The following is a 17,171-nucleotide window of genomic DNA, read 5'->3' on the forward strand; positions in this document are numbered from 1 at the left end:
TAATGTGTTTTTATTTGGCATCAGGAATAAATAAAGACTGACCGTATTTATCTTTTCCAAATTCTCCGATCATCTTCTGGCCTTTTTCAGAAGTCAGCCATTCTGCAAATTTGGTGGCTCCTGCGTAGTCAGCCTGGGGGAATTTTTCTGGATTCAGGGGGATAACACCATAAGGATTGAATAATACCTTGTCACCTTCAACCATAATGCTCAGATTGTACTTGTCCTTCAGGGCCAGATAAGTAGCTCTGTCGATCAGAGTATAAGCCTGTTTCTCGTCAGCCATACGGAAAGTATCGCCCATACCCTGTCCAGCTTCTATATACCAGGCTCCGGACGGCTTAATGCCAGCACTTTCCCATATCTTTTTCTCTTTTTTATCAGTGCCGGAATCATCAGCCCGGGAGACAAATGCGGCCTGCTGATTTGCTATGGCCTTAAATGCCGCTAGTGCATCAGCAGAGCCTTTAATCTTGGCCGTATCTGCTTCTGGTCCAATAATTAGAAAATCATTATACATTACGTCACGCCGATCCACCCCAAATCCATCCGCAACGAATTTGTCCTCGGCTGCCCGTGAGTGAACCAATATAACATCAACATCGCCGGCTTCGCCCATTTCAATAGCCTGACCGGTTCCGACTGCAATTACCTTTACCTCATAGTTGGTGTCCTTTTTAAACTCGGGTAGCAATACGTCCAATAACCCAGAGTCTTCCGTACTGGTAGTGGTTGCAAGTTTCAACTCTTTAACTGGCGGCGGTGTCTCCGTCTTAGAAGGTTCAGAAGTCTTGCCGCAACCCGCTACAGCAGTCATGAGAAATACAACCAACAATGTTAAGACAAGTGATATTCTTCTCCCTTTGAAGTTCATTCCAATCCCTCCTTGAATTTTTGAGCAATCTTGGGTTCCCCGCTTATGTAACTATCTGAAATACGATTTGTGTAATTCCGGCATCAACTCCTTTGTTAGGGGAGGTTCAATGGTTTCGCGGCAAACCAGGCGAATTTCCCCCCTAGGTTATTAATCTTACCTAATAGAATCCAATGGTCTCATTATCCGACAAACTAATTATAGTGTCAAATTAGACCTGTTTTATTGATTTAGTCAGAATATTAGTGGTCTTTTGAGAATTTACCTATATTAATGCCAATAACTCGTAAATGCTTTAGCATGCTCAAAAAAACAGGTTATTAAGTGATAAGGATGGACGGTTCTTTTTCCCTGCCAGCGGAAGCTAAAGCTTTTGCTGGCAAGCAGATAATCGTTTTTATTGCAAATTTTTATTGCCAATCCGATAATGGTTTTTGCGTGGGTACCTTTTTTGATGATTACATTGTTGCCAAGTTCAAATTGAGTATGAAGGAAAAACCAGATCCTGCATTTCAGGAAAAGGACGAATAACACGTTCTAATAAACCTTGCACATAGGATATGGCTACACCGTAGTTGGTTATGGGAATCCCCAAATTTTTTAGTCGGCCACTTCGTGGCTTAAAAGCGAGGACTGATCCGGATAAGGCAGATTTAGACGGCGATAGTAATGGCGGGAGTCCCCCCACTGCCAGAGGGCTAATCTATTGCCGCTTTGTTCAATTTCCTGACTGATCTTTTGCAGATCTTTATATACCTTATTGGCATAGATACTATAGTCACTGCGGTTTTCTCCCGGCGTTAAAACCGGCATAACGATATTGGCTCCCGCTTTTAGTCCCATAGTGAGTCCCGCGGGGTGAATCGTCTGTAAAGCTGTGGAGGCTACCATGTTTATATCCGGCATTAGCAATCTGGCTAGGGCCATCATTTTTAGGGTAGTAATATAAGGATCATTAATATAGTATTCGTCAATCTTCGCCAAGGGGGTGCCGGGGTGGATAATGTAAGGTCCCATGCCAAGCATATCGATGTCACGTTCCTCAAAAAAGAGCAGATCTTCAGCTAAACTCTCATAGGTTTGGCCAGGCAATCCGATCATTACTCCGGTGCCTACCTGGTAACCGATATCCTTAAGAGAATCAAGGCATTCCAGGCGTTTTGAGAACCTTTGTCCAGAGGGATGAATCCTGTTAAAAAGGACAGGATCGGAAGTCTCGATGCGCAACAGATAACGGTGTGCCCCAGCTTCCCAAAGTGTTTTATACTGCTGATAACTGAGTTCACCGACACTGAGCGTAATACCCAGGCTGCCGTTTACCTCCTGGCTGCTAAAATCCTTTATAGCTTTGACAGCATCCAGGATAAACCTGAATTCAGCCGATGTGTTTACCTGCCCGGACTGAAGGGCCAGAGAATGAAACCCGTTTTGGTATGCCTGACGGGCTATATCTACAACTTGCTCCAGGGTTAAGTGATAACGACTAATCTGGTAATTGTTTTTCCGCAGCCCACAGTATAGGCAGTTTAAGTCACAGTAATTGGAAAACTCAATAAGCCCCCTAAGATATACGGTGTTACCGATATTTTCCCGGCGACATTGCTGAGCACGGTTGAGCAGGTTAATCAAGACTTCTTCCTCAGGGCTTTGGAGTAGGGCAGCTATTTTATCGGCGGCAGGCTTCATAGGCTAAGCACTCCTTAAGGCTTTGACTGATATCTTCGAGTTCAGAAGCGGTGATGACATCGGCGTTATCAATGCAAAGTCCGTATTCATTATTTATCCTTATTCGGGTGGGATTTAAGGGGACATAGTCATCGCTATTGCCTTCCAGGAAAGCCCAACGGCTGCCATATATGCGCGACCAGCGCAGTTTGAGCTGGGGATATAGTTGCTGCATAGCCATTTGGCAAGCTGTAAGCATCCCGTGATTCCCGTTGTATTCGTTTATCAGTGCTAAGAGTTTCTTTTTCATGAGCAATGCCTCCTAAGTATCGCGTTACTTTGGTTTTGGCCTCATATGCCTTTATAGAAATAGATCCCGTTCGCCCTGATTGATTCGATCCAGCATTTTAATTACGGTTTCCCGCACCTGATCACTGGGTAGTGCCGCTAGCTCTTGATTGATCAGGTAATCAGCCGCTGCGCGAGTCTCATCACTGGCATAGTCCAGCAGGTATTCCTTAAAGGTAAGGATGGCATTGGGCATACACAGGTTATGAATCTTACCTTTTTTAGCTATACCCATAAAGCAACCACCCGTGCGGCCGCAGCGATAGTCCGCCGTGCAGAAGGAAGTAATGTAGCCCATTTTTGCCATATCTCGTATCGCTTCGTCCAGACTGCGGTTATCTCCCAGAATAAACTGCTGCTTGTCATAGGCTAAACTGTCTTCTTGATAGCCTCCGATGCCAATATTGGAGCCGGCATCGATCTGGGTACAGCCAACGTTGATGACATCGTTTCTGACCCGGGCGCTCTCCCGGGCGGTTAGAATCATGCCGGTATAGGGGACTGAAAGGCGAATGACGGTAACCAGCTTTTTAAAAGTGTCATCATTAACTATATAAGGACTTTTTTCCGCAAAGGGAGTATTAATCGCTGGTTCCATACGGGGAAAGGAAATGGTATGAGGGCCGACTCCGCCAAATTTCTCTTCCAGATCAATGGTATGCAGCAGAAGCCCCATTACTTCAAATTTCCAATCATAAAGACCAAAGAGAGCCCCTATGCCCACATCGTCAACCCCGGCTTCCATGGCTCGGTGCAGTGCATACAGCCTCCAGAGGTAGTTGGCTTTTAATCCGCGGGGATGGAGTTTTTGATAGGTCTGGTGATGGTATGTTTCCTGAAAGACTTGGAAAGTTCCGATCCCAACGTCCCTTAATATTTCCAGGTCTTCGACAGCCAGGGGAGCTGCATTGACGTTGGCCCGGCGGATTTCTCCGTGCCCTTCCTTGGTAGAGTAAGCAACTTTTAGGGTTTCGGCAATGTAGTGTACATCGGAACTGGGATGTTCGCCATAGACCATAATTAAGCGTTTATGACCCTTGGCTACTAGAGCCCTGATTTCTTCTTCCAGCTCCGGCATGGTCAGCTGCTTGCGCCGACTGGCTTTATTTTCTGTCCTGAATCCGCAATAGACACAGCTGTTAACACAATAATTGCTGATATACAAAGGAGCAAAAGTTACTATGCGCCTCCCATATACATTCTGTTTAATCTGCAGTCCGGCGCCGTACATTTCCTGCCATAATTCTTCATCCTGACAATTTAAGAGGGCTGCCGTCTCGTCCGGATCCAGGCGCACCAATTCTTTTGACTTGGCTATGATCTCCCGAATACGCTCTTTATCGGGCTGTTGGTTGGCCAAAAGTGTTTGCTTGATAAGATTCTCATCCAGAAAATCCTGGCCTTTGTTTAGGTATTTTTCTACCTGTTCAGGTTTAATAACGTTGCGGATCCATTCGTTTACCGATACAGTTTCCATTAATGATACCTCCTCTAAATTAATTAGATATTTTCATCCTCTTAACTTGATTCGGCCAAGGCAGGCTCGGTAGATTTTTTAAAAAAAACCGGTCTGATTTTATACCTTGACCCCTTAAACTTAGAATTAACCTTATTTGCAGGGCAGTGCTACAGTTATTAGGCTTTCGTCAAAGCACTTTTAACGGTTACATTTTTAAGATTACCTAGTTTGCCGGTCATGGCTCCCACCTGGTCAGTTGTACCGTCTACAATCAGGGCAATGATGGAAACGTCTTTGTCCTGATGGGGTAATCCCATGCGGCCTATAATCATGTCAGCATGATCACTTAATATGGCATTTACCTGCGGTACTACCTGGCGGTTTTCTATAACAATTCCGATTACCCCCAGCCTTTTTTCCATTGTCCCACAACCTTTCAGCTATCGTTAAAACCTTCTATTTTGAACTTGTCGGGCGGGCTTTTTGCAAAATAAAAGCTTACCCATGTCAGGTAAGCGGTCAGCATAATATATAGCAATATATATGATGACCCCTCTAATTAAGTAATTACCTTATTATCAGGGTTTAATCTCATTTAAACCTGGAATTCAGCCTCAGCCTGGTTCCCGATTTTCTTACTATTATTCTTACTATTAAATATAAAGCAGGTTTTTCTATCTTACAAGCATTTTTTATTCTTGGCATGGTAATGAGTGTGCAGAAGTTCGTGGGATTTGTGTCCCAGGGGTTCATGCAGGAACTCATCATACAGTACTTTAACTTCCGGATTGTCATGCGATTTTCTAAGCGGCAAAGAGGCATCTTCATCATAAATTGCACCAATGCGTTCAATCCGCTTGACATTAGCTTTGGTAATGGGCTGTCCGCCGCCGCCTATGCAGCCTCCAGGGCAGGCCATGATTTCAATGAAATGATAGGGGGACTCGCCCGCCCGCACCTGATCCATCAGTTTTCTAGCGTTTGACAGGGTGTGAGCAATGGCGACCTTGACTTTAGTTCCGTCCAGGTCGATTTCGGCTTCTTTGATGCCCTCGAAACCACGGGCGAAGGTAAAGTTGACGTCAGTTAACTCTTTTTTGGTTACAACTTCATAGACCGTACGCAAAGCTGCTTCCATAACACCGCCGGTAGCACCAAATATTACAGCCGCACCGGTGTAAGCCCCCATCCAGGAATCAAACGGGGAAGGTTCCAGCCTGGAGAAGTCCAAACCAGACATCCGGAACAGCTTGCCGATTTCACGGGTAGTTAAAACTATGTCAACATCCTGATAGCCGCTGGAGTTCATTTCCGGGCGGGCTGCTTCAAATTTTTTGGCAGTACAGGGCATGATGGATACCGAGACAACCTTCTGGGGTTCAATGTTCATTTTATCGGCCCAATAAGTCTTAACCAACGAACCAAACATCTGTTGGGGAGACTTACAGGTAGACAGGTTATCGAGCAGGTCAGGGTAGTAAGTTTCGCAGAAATTAATCCACCCCGGGCTGCAGGAAGTAAACATTGGCAGCGTACCGCCGGTGGTAAGGCGCTGCAGAAGTTCGTTGCCTTCCTCTAAAATGGTTAAGTCAGCGGTAAAGTTGGTATGCAGAACATAATCAAAACCAAGGTGACGCAAGCCGGCTACGAATACTTCCATAGGCAGATCACCGGTAGCCATACCAATTTCTTCGCCTAATGCCAGCCTGACGGCAGGAGCTATCTGGGTTACCACTATCGTATCGGGATCGGCAATAGCTGCCATAAGTTTATCAATATCCTCTATTTCACCGATAGCACCTACCGGACAGGCATGAACACATTGTCCGCACATTACGCAGGGGCTATCTATCAAATTGCCGCCCATAGTCGGTACAACCATGGATTCACAGCCGCGCTTTTCAACACCTAGGGCGCTAACGGATTGAATAACGGTACAAGCGTCAATGCAGCGGCGACAGAGTACACACTTATCAGGATCCCTGAAGATTGCGGGTGTGGAGAGGTCTTTTTCCAGCCCTCTAACCTTTAATTCAAAGGGATTGTCCCGAATAATATATTCGGCGGACAGATCCTGCAGTTCACAGTTGCCGTTGCGGATACAATTTAAACAATCCTGGGGATGATGAGATAATATAAGTTCTAATATAGTTTTTCTGGCTTCGATTACTTTTGGGGTTTTAGTCTTAACTACCATGCCTTCAAACACAGGTTGGGAACAAGCGGCTTGAAGAAGACGGTTTCCTTCAACTTCACATACACATACCCGGCAATTCGCTTTTACTGCCTGGTCGGGATGATAACAAAGGGTAGGAACCTTTATACCGACTTCTTTTGCTGCCTGCAGGATGGTAGAGCCATTAGGTACGGAAACTTTGATTCCGTCAATTGTTACGTTAACCATAATTTTCACTCCTTTTGCTCTTTCCTACGCGAATTTAGCATTATAGTCGGCGGGAAAATGTTTAATGGTGCTTAAAACCGGAGCCGGAGCAGCCTGCCCTAAACCGCAGAGACATGAATATGACATTACCCGTCCCAGTTTGTTTAGAAGTGCCACGTCCTGAGCCGATCCTTCACCATCATTTATCTTTTCCATCAGATCAAACATACGCATGGTGCCTTCCCTGCAAGGTGCGCATTTACCGCAGGATTCATGTTCGAAAAATTTGGCGATCTGGGTCGTTACATCAACCAGGTCGCGAGTTTCATCCAGGACAAATACGGCTCCGGAACCCAGAGCAGCATCGATAGCTGTCATAGCGTCAAATGCAATGGGTGTATCCAGTTGGCTTTCCGGAATGAAAGCGCCTGAAGTACCGCCAATTTGGACCGCTTTAAATTTTTTGCCGGAAGGGATACCGCCGCCAAGTTTATAAATAACCTCACGAATGGTGGTGTTCGTCGGCACTTCAAAGAAAGTGCGATTGTTGATATCGCCGGTAAGAGTTAAAACCTTAGTTCCAGGATAAGATGGAGCTCCAATGGAAGCAAACCATTCCCCGCCTTTTTCCACGATTACAGGGATGGCTGCAAAGGTTTCAACATTATTGACAATGGTTGGTTTTTGCCATAAACCCTGGGCAGGCGGATAGGGGGGTTTGTAACGCGGTTCACCCCGGTTGCCCTCCAGGGATTCAATCAAAGCCGTTTCTTCACCGCATACATAAGCTCCGGCCCCCATACGGACTTCTATGTCGAAATCACCTAAAACGCCCTTTTCCTTGGCCTGAGCAATAGCGGTATTCAAGATCTTCACTACCTGAGGATATTCACCCCGGCAATAAATATAACCTTTAGTGGCTCCAATAGCATAAGCACAGATAGCCATACCTTCAAGCAGGGTCTGGGGATCATTTTCCATGATGAGGCGATCTTTATATGTACCAGGCTCGCCCTCATCAGCATTGCAAACCACATATTTCTGGTCGGCTTGTGCCATGGCTGCAAAAGACCATTTCATTCCACAGTTAAAACCTGCTCCACCGCGGCCTCTGAGATTTGACTTCTTGATGTCGTCAATTAAAGCCGTTTTATCAGTAGCGCAGGCTTTCTTAAGTGCATTGTACCCACCGAGAGAGATATAATCGTCTATTTTAAGTGGATCGATTTTTCCATAATTACGCAATACGATGCGCATTTCCTCGGCCATTATATTTCCTCCTTTCCTGACAATTCCCGTATATATCGGGAATTAGGCCTATTTGTACTCCGCAATGATTTCGACAACCTTGGCGGGAGTAACATCAAAATACGGTTTGCTGTTTACCGTAATAACCGGTGTTGCCTGGCATTGTCCTACACATTGAGCAAATTCCAGAGCGAAGCGGCCATCAGCGGTGCTGTTGCCCATGGTAATACCCAGTTCCCTTTCCAGAGCAGCAACTACTTCATCGGCTCCGGCTATGTGACAAGGAGCACTTTCACAAATCCGGATTATGTTTTTGCCCCGGGATTTTACAGAAAAATAAGAATAAAAAGTAGCTACGCCGTAAGCATCGGCTGCCGGTACGCCAAATACCTTGGCTGCTTCGATTATGGCTTCCTCTGGCAGGTAAGAAAACTCATCCTGAATCGCATGGAAAGCCTCAATCATTCCACCGGGTACGTCAGCAAATTTGGCTATAATGTTTTTGTAATCCATTAATCTTCTCCTCCTTTCCTTAATATACTCTCAACTATACAAATACTATATTAAGTTGCTTGTCGAATGACTAAAAACTATGTCGAACAGCAAGATTGGGTTGAAGATAAAAAATAACCCTAGTAATTTTTCGGCCCTAAATTGCAAAGAATAGTAGCAAAAATAATTATGTAAAGATTATCCTTAAGTAGGGATTCAGCCATATTTAGCAGCATTCCAACAGCATACTTTTAATATTTTTAATGCGCGGTAATAAAAACGCCATAATAAAATGGAATAATAAGTAAATAAATTCTCTTTCTATTTTGCCATTTAGTATAGAAAAAACTAAACTAAAAATAACACATAATTGCTTATATGTCATTTATTTAGTTTTAGTTTTAGTTTTAGTAATATGGATAAAAAGGGAAAATAATATAGTTTTAGTAAGGTTATATTTATTGATGTTTTAATTTGTAACTAGCTAAATTATTAATCAGAAGGAGCTTTAAGTATGTCGGTTATTGAAAAAAATCTCCTGTATCCGTCAATGGAATCCATACCGAGGCAGTTTCAGATTACCTGCCGCAATGAAGCCCGCTGCCTAATTAATGGCAAGATAATACCCGCCCCCGGGAAAGAAGTCTATTCTCCCATCCAATACCGTGAGTCCGCCGTGATTAAAAATTATCGGCTTGGTTACACTCCTTGGCTCGATCCAAGTCAAGCTTTGGATGCAATCAAGGCTGCAGAGCTAGCCTATGATTATGGATGGGGTGTCTGGCCGCAAATGACCATTAAGGAACGCATTCATTGCGTGGAGGAATTTGCATTACGTATGCAGGATTTGCAGGAAGGTTTTATTTGCCAGGTTATGTGGGAAATTGCCAAGCCATACCAGTCCTCAAAAGATGAGTTTCAGCGGACCCTTAAATATATGGAGGAGACGATCATACACCTGCGCGAGCTAGACAAAAATGCAGCTAAAATTCATCAGATCGAAGGGTTTGCAGCGCAGATACGGCGTAGTCCACTAGGGCCGGTTTTACTAATGGGGCCTTTTAATTATCCGCTTAATGAAGCTTTCGCTATGTTTATACCCGCTCTAATAATGGGCAACACGGTGGTCATGAAATTGCCTTCCTGGGGTTGCTTGTGCCTTGATCCCTTCCTGGATTTGCTGGCCGACAGCTTCCCGCCCGGGGTAGTAAATATTATTAATGGGGAAGGTAGCAAAATCATCCCTCCCATCGTTGAGCGCGGTTCCATTAATGTGCTGGGCTTTATCGGCACAACAGCGGTTGCCAACAAAATTATAGCGGATCATCCATACAATAACCGGCTGCGAACCATTTTGGGTCTGGAGGCCAAAAATCCAGCCTTTGTTTTTCCTGACTGTGATTTGGAACTTACGGTACAGGAATGTCTGCAAGGGGCTTTAGAATTTAACGGACAGCGCTGTACATCATTAAAGCATATCTGGGTACATGAGGAAATATGCGAACGTTTCCTGGATGCTTTGAGTCAAGCGGTTGCCAAAATTAAGTACGGAATGCCCTGGGATCAAGATGTCCTGCTAACGCCGCTGGCTGAAGAGGGAAAATGTGAACGTCTGCTGCACTGGATTTATCAAGCCGAGGAACACGGTGCAAAAACAGTTAACCCGGGAGGAGGCGAATATGCCGGCAATCTTTTTTATCCCAGCATCCTATTTCCGGTAACCAGGGAAATGGATATCTATCATGTGGAACAGTTTGGCCCAGTTATTCCGGTTAGTTCTTTTCGTTCCTTGGATGATATTGCTGTATATCTTGCTGAATGTCAGTTTGGTCAGCAGGCCAGTATATTTACAAATTCTGCGCAAATGGCCGCGCCGTTGATTGATATACTGGCGCATCAGGTTTCCCGTGTTAATTTAAATGCCCAGTGTCGCAGAGGGCCGGATGAATTGCCCTTTACCGGGCGTAAGGACTCAGCGGAAGGAACCCTGTCGATAGTCGATGCCCTGCGTGCTTTTTCTATTCGTTCTCTGGTTGTAGCCAATGAGCACGGTAAGGAACTGTTCAACAAAATACTTGCAGCCGACAACTGTAAATTCCTGCATCGATAAACTTTTTTCGGATTGGCGCCAAACCACGCCCTAAAAATCTTTGGCGCGGTATCGTCAAATAACGCGGATTTTGCTTGGGTTAGGGGTTAAAAAATATAACAGGTATGGTATGATAATTATCATATAAAGACAGAAGGAGGTTTGTTTATGAAAGCGTTAGAGATTAAACAAAATGTTTACTATGTTGGCGTTCAGGATCCTAACCTCAGGATATTTGATATTGTAATGGAAACTGAATATGGTACGAGCTATAATGCCTACCTTATAAAAGGCAGTGACAAGACCTGCCTGATTGAAACTGTCAAGGACAAGTTTTTCGATGAGTATATAGAGGACCTGCAGCAAATAGTCAAACTGGAAGATATAGATTATCTGATTATGAACCATACCGAACCGGATCATGCCGGTTCAGTTGAAAAACTGCTGGCCAAAATACCAGGTCTGACCGTCATGGGCAGCGTTACCGCTTTGAAGTTCTTAAAGGAGATTACCAACAAGAAGTTTGCATCCCGCGAATTAAACCATGGTGACGAAATACAACTGGGTGGCAAGACTCTTCAGTTTATCAGTGCTCCTTTCCTGCATTGGCCTGATACCATGTATACTTATCTTAAGGAGGATCAGATCCTATTTACTTGCGATTCCTTTGGCAGTCATTATGCCGACTCGCGGGTTTTTAACGATCAGATCGACAAAGACTTTACTGATGCATATAAATATTATTTCGACATGATCATGGGGCCTTTCAAACCTTACGTACTGGAAGCATTGGACAAAATCAAGGATTTGGACATCGATATTATTTGTCCCGGGCATGGTCCGGTACTGCGCGAAAATCTTTCTTATTATACTGATCTTTACCGCCAGTGGGCTACCCCACCCGTTGCAGGTGATGATCAGCGCCCCAAAGTCGTGGTAGCTTATGTTAGTGCCTACGGTTATACCGAAATGATTGCCAATAGTATCGTAGAAGGTCTGGAAATGGTAGCTGACTTTAATATCCAGAAATATGATCTGGTCTATACCCCGGTGGATGAGGTGTTTAACGAATTGAACAATGCCGATGGCCTGCTGCTGGGTTCGCCGACCATCAACGGTGATACCCTGCCGCCGATTTGGGATCTTCTAACCCGGTTGTCTCCAATCAGTCATGCGGATATGGTAGGGGCGGCTTTTGGCGCATATGGATGGAGCGGAGAAGCGGTACCCAATATTGAAGCGCGTTTGAATGCTCTGCGTATGCGGGTGTTGCCAGGATTAAGGATTAATTTTAGGCCTTCTGAAGCTAACTTGGAAGAGGCTTTCACTTTTGGAATGGATTTTGGCAAGGAGGTCTTGGCCAAGAAACAGCCCGAATCCAAAAAGAAATGGCGTTGTCTCGTCTGTGGACAGGTATTTGAAGGTGCGGAGCCGCCAGACGTATGTCCTGCCTGTGGGGTTGGGGCGGAAAACTTCGTGGAAGAAAAGCTGGAGGACGAATTTGCCAACGATACCCAGGAAAAGTTTTTGATTGTAGGCGGCGGCATCGCAGCACTCTCAACGGCTGCTGCCATCCGCAAACGAAATGCTACGGCCACTATTACCATGTATACTGAAGAAGCTGTAAAACCTTATTATCGACCGGCACTGTCGGATTACCTAAGTGAAGATCTTACTGATCAAAAGTTTTACGTTTTTGAAGAATCCTGGTATCAGGAAAACCGGGTAGAAGTTAAAACCAACTGCCGGGTTGATTCCCTGGACACAAAGGCACGGGAAATCATACTTGCAAACGGCGAACACGTTGGTTACGACAAATTAATCCTGGCCACCGGTGCGCGCAGCAACGTGCCGCCTTTTAAAGGTGTAGACCAACAAGGGGTATATACCCTGAGAAACTTTGAGGATGCCCAACTTTTGAAAAAGGCTATTAAATCAGCCTCAAAAGCCGTGGTTATCGGCGGAGGAATCTTGGGTCTGGAAGCCGTATGGGAAATGCTGACCTTGGGGGTAGAGGTTTCAGTAATAGAACATAACCAACGTCTCATGCCCCGACAGCTGGATGAAGCAGCTTCATTACGTCTGCAAAAAATGATGACTGACCGGGGTATTAAGTTATACCTGGGTGCAAGTACGGAGGAAATCACCGGGGACGGACAGGTCAGCGGAGTCAGGTTGAGCGATGGACAGTCACTGGCAGCCGATCTGGTACTGTTGTCAACCGGGGTAAAACCAAATGTAGAACTGGCCCAGGCGGCTGGTTTAAATGTGGATCGGGGTATCGTAGTAGATGAAAGTATGCGCACCAGTGTTACCGATATTTATGCGGCTGGTGATGTGGCCCAGGTGGGTGATCGGCTGATTGGTCTATGGTCAGTATCCAACGATATGGGTAATGTGGCTGGAGCCAATGCGGCCGGTGATTGGCTGGAGTACAAGGAGCCGATTCTCTCTACGATGCTGGTTGCTTTTGATCACGAAATCTTCTCCATTGGGGATGTTAATCAACCTCCGGAAGAATGTCGGGTTATTGAAGTGTGGGATCCAGTGGAGGATTTTTATAAAAAGACCTATATGAAAGACGGGGTTATGATTGGAGAAATCATCATCGCGCCCAAGGTCAATACCAGCGAAGCGTTCCGTAATCTAGGCCGTGACAGCAGCGGCAAGAAAAGAGCCACCAAGTGGAAATGCCTGGTCTGCGGATATATTCATGAAGGCCCCGAACCGCCCGATGAGTGTCCGGTTTGCGGAGCTCCCAAGGATAAATTTGTGCCCTTGGATTAGAAATTTAAAAAAAATAATGTAAATGTTGCTGCCCGGCAGGAATATGTTTATCCTGCCGGGTATATTGTATTTATGGGGAGAGATTTTAGGAGCAATAATAAATGGCTTATCTAATACTATTGGCGATCGGTCTGCTGGCAGGCATCCTTGGTTCCATGGTAGGTCTGGGCGGAGGTATAATTATGCTGCCGGCTGTTCAGCTTATTTTGGGATTTAACGTATTAATAGCGGTGGGGACAACGCTTTTTGCGGTGATATTTACATCTCTTTCGGCTGCCATAGGGCACTACCAAGCGGGACATGTTCAAATGAAAAGTGCCGTCTTAGTCGGTACGAGCGGACTACTTGGGGTGATCCTGGGTTCTTATGTGTTTAAAGCGTATTTAAGCACTAGTATTGACATACTAAAAGCGGTGTTGGGAATTCTTTTTTTCTGGGTCGCATATCGTTTGGGGCGCGAGGTTTGGCAGGAGTGGAGCCAAAAAAACCTGCCTTGTCCGGATAATAATATTGGTTATGCCCATAAAGAACCGACAGGCGCACTCCTGGCACTGGGTTTTTTTAGCGGTACATTGTCCGGCTTGCTGGGAATCGGAGGCGGATTTATTATTACTCCCGGAATAATGTTTATCTGTGCGGTATCTCCTCAGGTGGCGGTAGGCAGTTCAATGCTGGCTATGCTACCGGTATCTTTAGGCGGTGGCCTGATTAAATTATGGCAAGGTTATGTTAACCTGCCGGCTGGAATCATCCTGGGTTTGGGTACCGCGTTAGGTGCCCAGGTAGGGGTGTATTTTTCCTCACGTATTAATTCTACCCTGCTCAAATTGGTTTTATCATTTTTATTTATTTCATTGTCCCTGCAGTATATTTACCCTGTTTTTAATGCCTTAACAAGGGTTTTTTAAGACCGGACAAAATAATATAAAACTTAAGGAAAAACTGTATTTAACGATGATTATAAGTATAGATATCATCTTCGATCTGAGGTGGCAATTATTTTTATCGAATCAGAAAAATTTGAAAAGAGCTTGGTCAGGAATCTTTCCTTATGGATGGCATTATGGGTACTGGTAATAATTAATATATTCTTTTTCATTACTTTTGCTAAAGGCTTTGCAATTAGTTACTTAATATTGGCTTTGTTTATCTCTGTGGCAGGAATTCTATATTTAAAATGGTTAGTTAACCAGATTACTGCCGATAAGGATCTTTCTGAGGAGATTATCTCCCAAGCTGCGGAATTAATGGAGAGAATAAGGCCTTTTTGCGATGAGGTGTTTGTCAATGAGATAAACCGCATCACAGAACCGATATTAGAAAACATTGAACAGGATTTCACGAAAGGATTAGGCTGGCTATGGGAAAACAATCAGATCTACCTGGCTGGCCTGGAGCAAGGTATAACTGAAACCAAAACAGTCATCAATATAACTGAAAACTTAAACGGCAACACCCGGTTGGAAAATGCCAGGAAACTGCAGGAAAAGCTGGATCAGTTAATGCAGCTAATTGATGATATCGACCAGTTCAAAGATAAAAAACAGGCTGACCTTGAAAAACACTTGCAGGGTAAAACCAGGGAACTGGAAATAGGAATGAGCAAGGAAAAAGAGATTTTTTATGAATATGTGGAAAAGTTATTAATTCAACATATCAAGGACACAGAAGATGGTATTGATATAATTGAGTATTTAAATATTGACAAACTGGGAGAACAGTTTTCAGTCGTTATCGAAAAATCTATTGAGACGCGGTTGGCGCATTTCAAGGATTCAACTATCAAGGATCTGGAAAACATGTCGGCCGACATTGTCGGAAAAATGCAAAAGGGTGCCCTGCAGCTCAGGAATATTTTTAGCGATATCGGTGGGTTAATCGAGAATATAATGAGTGAATGCCGTCAAGATGTTCCCACCAGTCGGAGATTAAAAGATTCTTATGATATAATAATGGAATTAAAGGAGCAGGCCAACAATTATTTACTAACTTTGGCCTGGCAGGACATACTAATAGAAAAACGCTGGCAGGATATTCAGACTAAGCTGTATATGATCAAAGATCAGGTGTTGGCTAATGTAAATGATGAGGTTACCGATTATATCATCAACTTACTGGAAGATAATATAACCCATTATTCCGGCATGGCTAGCCGGGCGGATTTATCCTTGGTATATAAGGCCTGCCTGGACGCCGAAACGATTTACCAGGTCTCTGAAACAGAAAATATGCAGAATATTATTAACGACAATGTTTATTCTTTGCTGCAGTTCATACGGCCGGTGGAAATAATGGCCAGTGCGGCCTTGCGTTTCAGTGAAACCGGCATAAACGAACGCCGCTTTATCAAAGACCGTCAACGGCAAGCGGAGCATGCCCAGGTATGGGAACGGGTTATACAGGAACTGGAAAATACCAAGCCGGAGTTAATACCTTATTTGGACGATGTTTATCCGTTGGCTTGGGTGTCATTTTGCAACAGCCCGCATATTCGGCAAAAACCGGAAAATATTAATGATGCTGCCTGGATGATGTTTGCTGCCGCAGTAGGCGGTCAGGAAATTGGCCGGGATGGTATGCTTTTGATCGGGTTGTTGCTTTTTATATACAGTTTAAGAAACAAATATGTCCATCCTCTACAAAGCCTGCCCTTGCCGCTAGAAAAGGCTGAAGATGTCGAATACATTCGTTATGCGGCCTATAAAAGCATCGACATATTAGCCAGTCTAAACTTGAGAGGAATAGTTAAAAATAAACTTATATAATCGTGTAATGGAGATCAAATAATGATACCACTGCGTGACAGTACGCCCAGTAATTCCTTTCCACTGGTTACGCTTACCCTGATTATTATAAATACCTGGTTGTTTTATCACCAGGTCTCCCTGGGCCCTGAGCGAATGAGCCAGCTTGTCTACACATTCGGCCTGGTACCGGCCCATGTTCAGGACAATCTTTTCGGATTCCTGCCATTTATTACCTCTACATTTTTGCATGGCAGTTGGCTGCATGTTATCGGCAACATGTGGATCCTGTGGCTTTTTGGTGATAATGTCGAGGATAAAATGGGCAAAGGCCGTTTTTTGCTCTTCTATCTGATTTGTGGTTTTTTAGCTGGCCTAAGTCACTATTTTGCCGATCCATTTTCACAGTTGCCGGTTGTGGGGGCCTCGGGTGCGGTGGCCGGTATAATGGGGGCATATTTTTTGATGTTTAAACACGCCAGTGTCTTAACTTTTGTCCCGCCGTTTTTTCTCTTTAATCTCCCGGCCTGGATTTATCTAGGCATTTGGGCACTGTCTCAGCTTTCGGCAGGCTTGTTCCAAAGCGGAGGTCAAGTAGCATTCTGGGCCCATATAGGCGGTTTCATCGCCGGAATGATCCTCTACCGCTTTTTCCTCAAGGAGCCCCGCCAAAATTATTATTAAAGACTGATTCGCAACGACCGAGGTCGTTCCCTATAAGTTCAACCGGGTTTTCATGCCTATGCGATGATGCTGTTGATAAAGAATTTTCCCTACAAAGACAACTGGCGCCCCTCATAATGGTCGCTATTAAGGCTGCACCCTGCGGGGACTACTGATGCTCCCTTACGGTCGCTATTAAAGTTGCACCCTGCGGGTACTACTGATATGAACTTCGTTCATAATTAAAGTTGCCCCCTGCGGGGACTACTGATGCTCCCTTACGGTCGCTATTAAGGCTGCCCCCTGCGGGGACTACTGATGCTCCCTTACGGTCGCTATTAAGGCTGCCCCCTGCGGGGACTACTGATGCTCCCTTACGGTCGCTATTAAGGCTGCCCCCTGCGGGGACTACTGATGCT

Annotated in this window: 16 protein-coding genes; 6 read left to right on the top strand and 10 right to left on the bottom strand. The window is 44.8% G+C overall.

The features are described from left to right. Positions 1-10: 10 nt before the first annotated feature. On the bottom strand, positions 11-874 hold the full coding sequence (locus AAV90_RS13680; RefSeq protein ID WP_046500134.1) for an ABC transporter substrate-binding protein: 864 nt from the start codon (positions 872-874) through the stop codon (positions 11-13). Positions 875-1,198: 324 nt separating this feature from the next. Here AAV90_RS13680 and AAV90_RS13685 point away from each other — a divergent pair, with 324 nt between their 5' ends. Continuing rightward, entirely contained in the window at positions 1,199-1,405 is a 207-nt protein-coding gene (locus tag AAV90_RS13685; protein WP_046500136.1) for a hypothetical protein, read from the top strand. Here AAV90_RS13685 and AAV90_RS15770 read toward each other — a convergent pair. From AAV90_RS15770 to AAV90_RS13720, 8 genes are all read right to left on the bottom strand, one after another. Continuing rightward, positions 1,350-1,562, bottom strand: a complete 213-nt coding sequence (locus tag AAV90_RS15770) for a hypothetical protein (RefSeq protein WP_423229780.1) — start codon at positions 1,560-1,562, stop codon at positions 1,350-1,352. The genes AAV90_RS13685 and AAV90_RS15770 overlap by 56 nt on opposite strands. Next, positions 1,475-2,560: a [FeFe] hydrogenase H-cluster radical SAM maturase HydE gene (gene hydE / locus AAV90_RS13690; RefSeq protein ID WP_046500138.1), complete on the bottom strand. Its 1,086-nt coding sequence runs from the start codon at positions 2,558-2,560 to the stop codon at positions 1,475-1,477. Before hydE ends, AAV90_RS15770 begins: the two co-directional genes overlap by 88 nt. After that, a complete protein-coding gene (locus tag AAV90_RS13695; protein ID WP_046500140.1) occupies positions 2,541-2,849 on the bottom strand; it encodes a hypothetical protein in 309 nt (102 codons plus the stop codon). Before AAV90_RS13695 ends, hydE begins: the two co-directional genes overlap by 20 nt. A 51-nt stretch (positions 2,850-2,900) precedes the next feature. Continuing rightward, positions 2,901-4,364: a [FeFe] hydrogenase H-cluster radical SAM maturase HydG gene (hydG, locus tag AAV90_RS13700; RefSeq protein ID WP_046500142.1), complete on the bottom strand. Its 1,464-nt coding sequence runs from the start codon at positions 4,362-4,364 to the stop codon at positions 2,901-2,903. Between the two features lie 158 nt (positions 4,365-4,522). After that, entirely contained in the window at positions 4,523-4,768 is a 246-nt protein-coding gene (locus AAV90_RS13705; RefSeq protein ID WP_046500144.1) for a TM1266 family iron-only hydrogenase system putative regulator, read from the bottom strand. A gap of 257 nt (positions 4,769-5,025) precedes the next feature. Next, positions 5,026-6,750, bottom strand: coding sequence for an NADH-dependent [FeFe] hydrogenase, group A6 (locus AAV90_RS13710; protein WP_046500146.1), 1,725 nt, complete (start codon positions 6,748-6,750; stop codon positions 5,026-5,028). A 24-nt stretch (positions 6,751-6,774) separates the two neighbouring features. Further along, positions 6,775-7,998: an NADH-quinone oxidoreductase subunit NuoF gene (gene nuoF / locus AAV90_RS13715; protein ID WP_046500148.1), complete on the bottom strand. Its 1,224-nt coding sequence runs from the start codon at positions 7,996-7,998 to the stop codon at positions 6,775-6,777. A gap of 48 nt (positions 7,999-8,046) precedes the next feature. After that, positions 8,047-8,490, bottom strand: coding sequence for an NADH-quinone oxidoreductase subunit NuoE family protein (locus AAV90_RS13720; RefSeq protein WP_046500150.1), 444 nt, complete (start codon positions 8,488-8,490; stop codon positions 8,047-8,049). A 493-nt stretch (positions 8,491-8,983) separates the two neighbouring features. On the opposite strand from AAV90_RS13720, the gene AAV90_RS13725 reads away from it, so the two are divergent. The 5 genes from AAV90_RS13725 to AAV90_RS13745 all read left to right on the top strand — a co-directional run bounded on the left by AAV90_RS13725 (position 8,984) and on the right by AAV90_RS13745 (position 16,773). Then, entirely contained in the window at positions 8,984-10,579 is a 1,596-nt protein-coding gene (locus tag AAV90_RS13725) for an aldehyde dehydrogenase family protein (protein ID WP_046500152.1), read from the top strand. 147 nt (positions 10,580-10,726) lie between these two features. Further along, positions 10,727-13,345 carry an FAD-dependent oxidoreductase gene (locus AAV90_RS13730; protein WP_052729821.1) on the top strand — a complete coding sequence of 873 codons (2,619 nt, stop codon included), beginning with the start codon at positions 10,727-10,729 and terminating at the stop codon, positions 13,343-13,345. A gap of 101 nt (positions 13,346-13,446) precedes the next feature. Continuing rightward, positions 13,447-14,253 carry a sulfite exporter TauE/SafE family protein gene (locus AAV90_RS13735; RefSeq protein WP_046500155.1) on the top strand — a complete coding sequence of 269 codons (807 nt, stop codon included), beginning with the start codon at positions 13,447-13,449 and terminating at the stop codon, positions 14,251-14,253. A gap of 81 nt (positions 14,254-14,334) precedes the next feature. Beyond that, positions 14,335-16,110 (top strand): hypothetical protein, encoded by a 1,776-nt coding sequence (locus AAV90_RS13740; protein ID WP_207642080.1) that lies wholly within the window; start codon positions 14,335-14,337, stop codon positions 16,108-16,110. Positions 16,111-16,131: 21 nt separating this feature from the next. Then, positions 16,132-16,773, top strand: a complete 642-nt coding sequence (locus tag AAV90_RS13745; RefSeq protein ID WP_046500160.1) for a rhomboid family intramembrane serine protease — start codon at positions 16,132-16,134, stop codon at positions 16,771-16,773. Between the two features lie 196 nt (positions 16,774-16,969). Here AAV90_RS13745 and AAV90_RS15305 read toward each other — a convergent pair. Beyond that, positions 16,970-17,171: hypothetical protein (locus tag AAV90_RS15305; RefSeq protein ID WP_207642081.1), on the bottom strand; the 202-nt coding region annotated here is incomplete at its 5' end.

The sequence above is a fragment of the Syntrophomonas zehnderi OL-4 genome, from assembly GCF_000983115.1.
Taxonomy (GTDB): Bacteria; Bacillota; Syntrophomonadia; order Syntrophomonadales; family Syntrophomonadaceae; genus Syntrophomonas_B; species Syntrophomonas_B zehnderi.